General features: G+C 63.4%; 8 protein-coding genes. 4 read left to right on the top strand and 4 right to left on the bottom strand.

Annotated elements, in window-relative coordinates; translation table 11 throughout:
• Positions 1 to 80 precede the first annotated feature (80 nt).
• The 4 genes from GZH52_RS10395 to GZH52_RS10380 all read left to right on the top strand — a co-directional run bounded on the left by GZH52_RS10395 (position 81) and on the right by GZH52_RS10380 (position 1,857).
• Complete coding sequence (locus GZH52_RS10395; RefSeq protein ID WP_203525714.1) at positions 81 to 449, top strand: hypothetical protein; 369 nt, start codon at positions 81 to 83, stop codon at positions 447 to 449.
• A gap of 125 nt (positions 450 to 574) precedes the next feature.
• Positions 575 to 1,012: a DpnI domain-containing protein gene (locus GZH52_RS10390; RefSeq protein ID WP_163316400.1), complete on the top strand. Its 438-nt coding sequence runs from the start codon at positions 575 to 577 to the stop codon at positions 1,010 to 1,012.
• Between the two features lie 102 nt (positions 1,013 to 1,114).
• Positions 1,115 to 1,372 carry a hypothetical protein gene (locus tag GZH52_RS10385; protein WP_163316399.1) on the top strand — a complete coding sequence of 86 codons (258 nt, stop codon included), beginning with the start codon at positions 1,115 to 1,117 and terminating at the stop codon, positions 1,370 to 1,372.
• 122 nt (positions 1,373 to 1,494) lie between these two features.
• On the top strand, positions 1,495 to 1,857 hold the full coding sequence (locus GZH52_RS10380) for a 5-carboxymethyl-2-hydroxymuconate Delta-isomerase (RefSeq protein WP_163316398.1): 363 nt from the start codon (positions 1,495 to 1,497) through the stop codon (positions 1,855 to 1,857).
• A gap of 231 nt (positions 1,858 to 2,088) precedes the next feature.
• On the opposite strand, the gene GZH52_RS10375 is transcribed toward GZH52_RS10380, so the two are convergent.
• The 4 genes from GZH52_RS10375 to GZH52_RS10360 are packed head-to-tail and all read right to left on the bottom strand — an operon-like array spanning position 2,089 to position 6,374.
• Entirely contained in the window at positions 2,089 to 2,880 is a 792-nt protein-coding gene (locus GZH52_RS10375) for an SDR family NAD(P)-dependent oxidoreductase (RefSeq protein ID WP_163316397.1), read from the bottom strand.
• The gene (locus GZH52_RS10370) at positions 2,877 to 3,647 is read right to left on the bottom strand and encodes an SDR family oxidoreductase (protein WP_163316396.1); all 771 of its coding nucleotides are present in this window, start codon (positions 3,645 to 3,647) and stop codon (positions 2,877 to 2,879) included. The genes GZH52_RS10375 and GZH52_RS10370 overlap by 4 nt, the downstream gene beginning before the upstream one ends.
• Position 3,648: 1 nt before the next feature.
• Entirely contained in the window at positions 3,649 to 5,025 is a 1,377-nt protein-coding gene (locus tag GZH52_RS10365) for an aspartate aminotransferase family protein (RefSeq protein WP_163316395.1), read from the bottom strand.
• An 11-nt stretch (positions 5,026 to 5,036) separates the two neighbouring features.
• Entirely contained in the window at positions 5,037 to 6,374 is a 1,338-nt protein-coding gene (locus tag GZH52_RS10360; protein WP_163316394.1) for a glutamine synthetase family protein, read from the bottom strand.
• Positions 6,375 to 6,382 lie beyond the last annotated feature (8 nt).

The following is a 6,382-nucleotide window of genomic DNA, read 5'->3' as shown; positions in this document are numbered from 1 at the left end:
GAACGGGGCACGACCGGCAGCAGTGGCTGCAATGATTTCCAAAGCTTCTGGCTGACAATACTTCGCTTCATGCCAGCCAGATGGGGGCTCGCTCCCGTGGCATCAATATGGTTTTGTTAGCGGCTCTAAAAGAAATATTCGAAGAGCAGTCAACTTTAAAAGTTACGGTTGCTACGTACCTCAAAAAACTGATTTTTCATGACCTTAAAAAGGTCAAGCCGATGTTCAAGGAAGTGCTTGGTCATGATTTTGGCGACATATCATGGCTTTTCAAAGATGTCATAAAGCGTCATGATTGTGTTCATAGGGCCGGCCACACCAAAGAAGGCAATGCAATTGAAGTATCCAAGCAGTCAGTATTGGAGCTTCTAGATAAAGTTGAGGCGTTGGCAGCCTCAGTTGAGACAACGGTAAATCAGCTAAATGAGCCAGATGATTTACCGTTTTAAACATAACAAGACGTTCAAGCGGGCCGCGCTACGCGCGGCCGCTTAACTCCAGCGTTAGGCATGTGAACAAGCGATCCGGCAACGCGCCGCTTCTGGTGATTCAGCAAAACACTAAAAGGTGAGTTATGACTTCAAACACTGAGGCTGGCCATTATGGTGAACGTGAGGTAATCGACATAATCAAATGTCCGCACTGCAAGAACAAGCTGATGCAGCTCCCCAAAAACTATCCGGTATATGACGTTCAATGCTCTGCATGCATGTTTCGCGCTCAAGTTAAAACCAATAACTGCGAGCCGAAAAATGAAATTCTTGGATCAGGCTGGAGCGTGCTCGAAAAAACACTAAAAGCCGGCTACCTTCCCCCTCCACTCATCGTGAATTTCAAGTGGAATGCATGTGGTGAACAGCGTCAAAAAGTTCTATTCTTCCCCTTTGTTCCAAAAAGCCACTTCAAGCCTCGCCCATTAAAACAAAATGGAAAGCAAACGCGCGAAATTCGTTTCAATTATATCAACTTGCTTTCAATTCCACATTTTGTTCTGCTAGACACACATGCCTAACTGTCGCATCCCCGACGATCATCTGCGCAAACGCATATGGAAACTTACCCTTGCCCGCGAGGGTTTGGGTAAGCTTCTGCAAACGCTACAGACTGAATCCTGATGATCGTCAAACTTCACAAGCAGGCCAGCAGCTCGCCAGCCATCCAAGCCGAAATCCGCCAGACCACCAGCACGCTGGTCGAACTGGCTGCCCGTTATAACGTCACCGTCGACACTACCCGCAAATGGAAGCAGCGCGAGAGTGTCGAGACTCGCACCCACACGGCACACTGTTTACAGACCACGTTGACGCCAACACAGGAACGTATCGTTGTGGAACTGCGCAGTTCCTGCGTCTGGGCCCGAATGACCCGCTGACCATCGTCTGCGAGCACCGTAATCCGGAGAGGTCTCGCTCTAGTCTGGATCGTTGCCTTCGTCAGCACGGAGTGGGCCGCCCGCGGGATCTGAAACCAGTTAACTTTGATATCACCACTCAAATGCCACATCTCATCGTCGAATACAGCGAAAATCTGACACAGTTTGATCCCAGCGCCTGCCTGGCTGCCGCAAACGTTGCACTGGTGGCTTCAGGACACTTCGAAGAAGTTGACGTCAAGAGTCGGGCCCACTGTATTTCAACGTTCCGCATAGGTGAACAACCTAACGGGCGTGCCTTTGTTGCTGCCCGGTTGTTCATCCTTTCAGGCAGGAGCCTCCAGATCAAACAAGATCTATCGCTGCGGATACTGCAAACGCTGCAGGAACAGGTTCCGTCGGGAACAGGGATGGCCACCCAGATATCCGTCGAGGTTGTTGATATTGACAGGGGTTGCTACGCCAAGGTTGTTGTTGAGGGCTAACCCCTCGTTCAAGCGGAGGGGCTTCGGCATGGCTGCGCTGGGCATCGTTTCATTCTTGCTTGCCCTGCGGCGTCCTGACCTGCCACCCTTAGCCCCCCATCTAAAGGCACAGTGAAATCCCTGGCTGAAGGGGGAAGACGAACCAGGGTCCCGCTGCTGCCCCCCGGCGTAGCCCATACCGCCCTACCTTGCAGCGGCTGCGGCGGGCTGTACAACCGGTCAGCCCTGCGCTCAATACCCTGCAGTCAACCCGAAGTCGAGCGCGGCGCTGGCGCCGCTGACCGCCGCCGCGGCGGGAGACAGCAGGAAGGCGACGTAGGCGGCGACTTCGTCCGGCGTGATAAAGCGCGCGGCTTCGCGTTGCGGGTAGTGCGCGAGCAGGCCGGCGAAGTACGCCGCCGGGTCGCCGTTGCCGTAGCGGTCGGCCTGGAACTGCAGCATCGGGCTCATGATGTCGGACGGGCACAGCGCGTTGACCCGCACGCCGAAGGGCGCAAGTTCCAGCGCGAGCGCCTTGCTCATTACGGTGAGCCCGCCCTTGCTCGCGCAATAGATGGCGGCGCCGGCGTTGCCGACCACCCCCGCGTCGGAGCTCACGTTGACAATCGCCCCGCGGCTCTGTTTCAGCGCCGGGATCGCCCGGCTGCACAGGAAGAACGCGCCCTTCAGGTTGACGTCGATGCAGCGCTGCCAGTCCTCTTCGCTCGCTTCGGCGCTGTCGCCCTCTACCCACACCCCGGCGCAGTTGATTAGCGCGTCCAGCCGCCCGTAGTGCGCGAGCACGTCGGCGACCAGCCGCTCGCACTCGCCGACGCGGGTGATGTCGGCGGTCAGCGCCACGCCACCGCACTCACTCGCCAGCGCGGCAAGTTGCGCGCGCGGGTGGTCGGCCAGCGCGAGCGACGCGCCAAGCTGCGAGAGCTCTCGGGCGCAAGCGCTGCCGACGCCGCCGGCGGCGCCGACGATCAGCACCACCTTGCCGGCGAACAGGCCCGGCGCAAAGATTCGGGTATCGATGTTCATGCGCCTTTCTTCTCCTGCAGGCAGTTGCCGCCGTCGACCACCATCAGCTGGCCGGTGATGTAGCTTGCGCCCGGGCTCGCCAGGAAGGCGACCATCGCCGCCATTTCTGCGGGAGTGCCGGCGCGCCCATGGGGCGTGTGGCGCGACGCGGCGATTTCGCTGTCGGTCTGCGACGCGGTCGCCACCCAGCCGGGCGCGACGTTATTGATGGTGACGCCGAAGCGGGCGACGTCGAGCGCGATGCTACGGCTCATCCCCACCATCGCCGCCTTGGCCGCGCTGTACGCCGCCTCGCCCGGGTTGCTGACCAACGGGCCGGTCACGCTGCTCACGTTCACCACCCGACCCCAGCCCTGCGCGACCATCGCCGGCAAGAAGGCGCGGGTGACGTTGTAGCAGGTGGTCAGGTTGCGGGTAATCGCCGCGTCCCAGTCGTCGTCGCTGCCCTCGTGAAACGGCGCGAACGCCTCGGGCACGCCCAATTGCGCCATCCCGGCGTTGTTGACCAGGATGTCGACCGTGCCGAGCGCCGCGGCGAGCGCCCTCACTGCTTCGCGAACGGAGAGGTCGCACACCCTGCCCTCGGCCGCGTGGCCGGCGGCGCGCAATTCTTCCGCGCGCGCGTGGATGCGCGCGGTGGTCGACACCAGCACCACCTCGGCGCCCAGCTCGGCGAGCAGGCGCGCCGACGCGAAGCCGATGCCGGCATCGCTGCCGGCGCCGGTCACCAGCGCGCGCTTGCCCTGCAATGCAAACAGCGGGTGCATGTCAGCCTTTCAGCTCGGCGAGCAGTGCGTCGAACACTGCGATGAAGCGGGCGATGTCGGCTGGGCGGGTGTCCGGGCACACCAGCATCATGTTGTGGAAGGGCGTGATCAACAGGCCGCGGTTGAGCAGGTAGAGGTGCACGATCTGTTCGAGCTCGCCATCCAGAATCGCGTCCGCTTCCGTGCCGTTTTTCGGCGGCACCGGGCAGAACTGGAATTCGGTACGCGCGCCCACCTGCGTCACGCACCACGGCAGGCCGTGCCGCGCGATGCTCTCGCGCAGGCCGGCCGCCAGTTGCCCGGCCAGGCCAAACATGGTGCGGTAGGCGTCGTCGGTCATCACCTCGGCGAGGTTCGCGCGCATCGCCGCCATCGCCAGCATGTTGGCGCTGAGCGTGGTGCCGATGCCGGAGTGGCCGGCCGGCGCTTCGCGCTTGGCGTGTTCGGCGCGGCGCGCGGTGTCGGCGGAAAAGCCGTACACCGCGCACGGCATGCCGCCTGCCACCGGCTTGCCCAGCACCACGATGTCGGGCGCCATGCCGTTTTCGCGCGCGTAGCCGCCGGGGCCGGAGCTGATGGTGTGCGTCTCGTCGATCAAGAGCAGCGCGCCCGCCTCGCGGATCAGCGCCTCGGCCGCCGGCCAGTAGCCGTCTTCCGGCAACACCATGCCGATATTGGTCATCGCAGGTTCGGCCAGCACGCAAGCGACGTCGCCCTCGGCCAGCGCGGCTTGCAAGGCGGAGAGGTCATTGAATTCGACGACGCGGGTGTGTTCCGTGAGCGGGTAGACCTGGCCCAGCAGGCTCGCGCGCTGCACCGGGCGGCCGCCTTCCAGGTCGACGAACACGTCGTCGACGGTGCCGTGGTAGCAGCCGTTGAACACCAGGATCTTGTCGCGGCCGGTGATCGCGCGCGCCCAGCGGATCGCGAAGCGGTTGGCGTCGCTCGCGCTCAGCGCGAACTGCCACTTGTCCATGCCGAAGCGGCGGGAGAGCTCGGCCGCCACCCACGGCGCGTCGGGCGACGGCAGCATGGTGGTGAAGCCGCGCTGGCACTGCGCCGCGATGGCGCGGGCAACCGGCGCCGGTGCGTGGCCGAACATGGCGCCGGTGTCGCCCAGGCAGAAGTCGGTGTAGCTAAAACCGTCGACGTCGCGGATGCTGGCGCCCTGTGCCGCTGCCACGTACAGCGTGAACGGCGTCGACCAGTCGTCCATCCAGTGCAGCGGCACGCCGAACATCAGGTGTTCGGCGGCATCCGCCGACAGCGAGCGCGAGCGCGGCCGCGCGGCGGCGAAGGCCGAGCGCTCGCGCTCGCGCAGTTGCAGCGCCTTGTCCCAGTTCACGCCGTGGCGCAGGGTCTTTGTGTTTTGTTCCATACCGTTTCCCCTTAGACGTGCAGTTGCAGGTGTTCGCGTTCCCACGCGGTGATGCCGCGGTTGAAGGTCTCGAACTCCTTCTCCTTGACCGCGCAGAAGGCGTCGACAAATTCGCGGCCGAGGATCTCGGAGAGTTCGCTGGACGCCTGCATCAGCTCGACCGCGTCTTCCAGGCTGCGCGGCAGCTCGAAGTCGAGGTCGTACGCGCTACCCTCCATCGGCGCTGAGGGCCCCAGGCCCTGCACCATGCCCAGATAGCCGCAGGCGAGCGTCGCCGCCATCGCAAGATAAGGGTTGACGTCGACGCCCGGCACGCGGTTTTCCACGCGGCGCGCCTCCGACCCGGACGGCGGCACGCGGATGCCGCAGGTGCGGTTGTCGTACCCCCAGCGCACGTTGATCGGCGCGGCGGCGTGGCGGGTCAGCCGGCGGTAGGAGTTGACGTAGGGGGCCAGCATCGGCATCACCGCCGGCAGGTAGCGCTGCATGCCGCCGATGTGGTGGAAGAAGAGTTCGCTCGCGCTGCCGTCGTCGCGGCTGAACACGTTGCGGCCGGTGGCGGTGTCGACCACGCTCTGGTGGATATGCATGGCGCTGCCCGGCTCGCCCTCCATCGGCTTGGCCATGAAGGTCGCGAAGATGCCGTGGCGGTACGCGGTCTCGCGCACCGCGCGCTTGAAGAGGAACACCTGGTCGGCCAGCGCCAGCGCGTCGCCGTGGCTGAAGTTGATCTCCATCTGGCAGGCGCCAACCTCGTGGATCAGCGTCTCGACCTTCAGTTCGGCCGCGCTGCAGAAGGTCGAGAGTTCCTGGAAGAAGGGGTCGAAGTCGTTGACCGCGTCGATCGAGAAGCTCTGCCGGCCGATCTCGCTGCGCCCGGCGCGCCCGGTCGGCGGGCGCAAGGGCTCGTGCGCGTTGTTGTTCTGCGCGATCAGGTAGAACTCCATCTCCGGCGCCACCACCGGCCGCCAGCCGCGCGCCTCGTAAAGCCCCAGCACCTTGCGCAGCACCGCGCGCGGCGACATGGCGATCGGCTTGCCGTCGAAGTCCTCGCAGTCGTGGATCACCACCGCCACCTGCTCCATTGCCCACGGCACCAGGCGGATGGTCGAGGCGTCGGGCACGCATACCATGTCCGGGTCGTGGGCGCCGGCGAAGCGCGCGTAGTCGGCGAACTCGCCGTTGACGGTGATGGTCAGCACCGCGCGCGACATCTTCATGCTGTCCTCGGCGAGGAACAGGTTTTTCGGGACGATCTTGCCGCGTGCCATCCCCGTCATGTCGGGAATCACGCACTCGATCTCGTGGATCGCGTGTTCGCGGATAAAGGCCTGCATCGCTTCGTTCATGGGTCTCT

This window comes from Crenobacter caeni (assembly GCF_010435965.1).
Classification (GTDB): Bacteria; Pseudomonadota; Gammaproteobacteria; order Burkholderiales; family Chromobacteriaceae; genus Craterilacuibacter; species Craterilacuibacter caeni.
The sequence above is the reverse complement of the archived record's forward strand: the minus strand, read 5'-3'. Positions and strand labels throughout refer to the sequence as shown.

What these genes read in the sequence shown, in the direction of transcription:
- GZH52_RS10395 (WP_203525714.1), top strand. Translation starts at nt 81, where the DNA reads ATGGGGGCTCGCTCCCGTGGCATCAATATGGTTTTGTTAGCGGCTCTA.
- GZH52_RS10390 (WP_163316400.1), top strand. Translation starts at nt 575, where the DNA reads ATGACTTCAAACACTGAGGCTGGCCATTATGGTGAACGTGAGGTAATC.
- GZH52_RS10385 (WP_163316399.1), top strand. Translation starts at nt 1,115, where the DNA reads ATGATCGTCAAACTTCACAAGCAGGCCAGCAGCTCGCCAGCCATCCAA.
- GZH52_RS10380 (WP_163316398.1), top strand. Translation starts at nt 1,495, where the DNA reads ATGCCACATCTCATCGTCGAATACAGCGAAAATCTGACACAGTTTGAT.
- GZH52_RS10375 (WP_163316397.1), bottom strand. Translation starts at nt 2,880, where the DNA reads ATGAACATCGATACCCGAATCTTTGCGCCGGGCCTGTTCGCCGGCAAG.
- GZH52_RS10370 (WP_163316396.1), bottom strand. Translation starts at nt 3,647, where the DNA reads ATGCACCCGCTGTTTGCATTGCAGGGCAAGCGCGCGCTGGTGACCGGC.
- GZH52_RS10365 (WP_163316395.1), bottom strand. Translation starts at nt 5,025, where the DNA reads ATGGAACAAAACACAAAGACCCTGCGCCACGGCGTGAACTGGGACAAG.
- GZH52_RS10360 (WP_163316394.1), bottom strand. Translation starts at nt 6,374, where the DNA reads ATGAACGAAGCGATGCAGGCCTTTATCCGCGAACACGCGATCCACGAG.